This is a genomic window from Anaerosporobacter sp. (genome assembly GCF_965301125.1).
Map to the genome: position 1 here is coordinate 1 of NZ_CBDLAM010000331.1, position 1,989 is coordinate 1,989.

Annotated in this window: 1 protein-coding gene; it reads right to left on the reverse strand. The window is 35.2% G+C overall.

Going from position 1 to position 1,989, the window contains the following annotated elements:
• Positions 1-257: 257 nt before the first annotated feature.
• Positions 258-1,989: SPFH domain-containing protein (locus ACW2QF_RS19525; protein WP_455717687.1), on the reverse strand; the 1,732-nt coding region annotated here is incomplete at its 5' end.

Here is a 1,989-nt window from a genome sequence, read left to right on the forward strand (position 1 = left end):
AAAGCACAATGTTGTCCATCTTCTAATGTAAATGAAATCTTATTAAATAATTCCTTTTGCGGAAATGAATAGGATAAGTTATCAACTTTTATCATAGTATTACCTTTCTCTTTATCATTGAAAAAGAGCTTATAAAAATAAGCTCTTCTATATAGTATCACTAATTGTAATTTAAATGTTCAGTCTGTAGCTTAACATTATTTTCGGTTAATTTCAATCTTTTTGTGTTAAACAATTCTTTACTATTATAGCATTGCTTATAAAGATTTATTTTCCTCAGAAGTTCCTTCTTCTAAAACATCATCTGACTTAAAGTCTACTCCCAACTTATCCAGTGTGATTAATTTTAAAAGACTGTCTAATATAGTGCCGCTCCCACCATCTTTGTTATCTCCCATATTAACTATGGTCTCAGGAACCAAATCAACTTGGCTATTTTTAATAGCATCTGTTAACTTATCAGTAATTTCTTGCATAACTCGGTATTTAGCACCACCATAAGCTTTAACTTGTGCATCAATCGCTTTAGCTTTAGCAAGACCAATGCTTGATTCCTTAGAAGCTTCTGCATCACCCTCAAGCTTAACCTTTTCGGCATTTGCTTTAGCAATAAATACGATTTGGTTAGCTTCTTGTTCTGCTTTCTTAGCCAAAGCTGCACCACTATTACCTTCGACTTCAATCTGAATTTTTGATTTTGTAAGAGAACTCTGCTGTTCTGCAATTGCTTGAGCTTCACGAAGAGATTTCTCACTTTCTGCAGCAGATTGCTGTTTCTGATAGGTTACTTTCTTCTCTTCTGCTATTTGTCTTTCACGAAGCTGTGTTAAGATATTCTCTATCTGTGTATCACCTGATACAGTTTTAGGAGTACCTATTAATACTTCTTCCAACTGAAGATTATATTTCTGGAATTTTGTTTTCATTTCCAGTACGGCTTTTTCACGAATATCGCTACGTTCTTGAATTAATTCAATTAATGTTTTAGTTTGAGCAACATCTTTAAAATATGCACTTACAAGCGGATCAAGCGATTGATTTACAAGCATATTAATATCACCAAATCTCTGAATTACCCAAGGAGCTTGCTTATAATCGATATGCATTACAACTGATAAAGGAAGTGATGGTTCAAATGCATCTTTTGTAATAATGTCGACCTCTGTAAGGTTTTCATCATACTTATGATCCCCCGATTCAGTTTTATTCCATTTCAAAATAATGTTCGTTGTAGGAACTAATACTACTTTACCTGCGTCAGTATTAAATGCGTATTTACCTGCCATTAATGGCTTTTCCAGAACACCTTTGCATCCTTCACCAACAAGTTCGCCATGTTTATAATCGCTTCCCGTAGTATCAACACCGGTAGCACCAAAGAAGGATACTACAACTCCAACAAATCCAATTGGAACAACAGTCTTTGGTCTTAGCTCTATGGTTGCAAATAAACGGTTCACATAATAGGTACCATCCGTTAATACTTGTAACTGCTTACCTCTTTTTCCACCAAGTTCTAAGAACTTTTCAGGATCTTGGAAACTTGCGTGTTCCGGTCCCATATCTGGAGCTATAATTTCACCATCAGAAAGAGACTGACCATCGTGAACGGTAACAATACCCATTAAGTCGCTCTCTTGTCCGCTTTTTCCCATAATTACAATAGGACGAAATGCATCTCTTTCACCTAATGTTGCTTGCATACTTGTTAATGCTTGTTTTTCCTGCGCATTACCAACAGAAATCGTTTTAATGTCATTTGGTGTAATTATGATAAACTGTGCTAAATTGATCGCGTATGTACCTTCTCTTAAAATACCTCTCTGAGGGCCTCTTTGACCACCATTTTGTAAGAAGCCGTTCACATCTTGGAAATTATTCGCTTCTTTTACTACTTTACCCAGCGTTTGTATTGGATTAAGTGGTTCACCATCTCGTGCAAATATATAAGCTATTTGTCCTTGTGGAATTGTAATTAAAGGATATTTG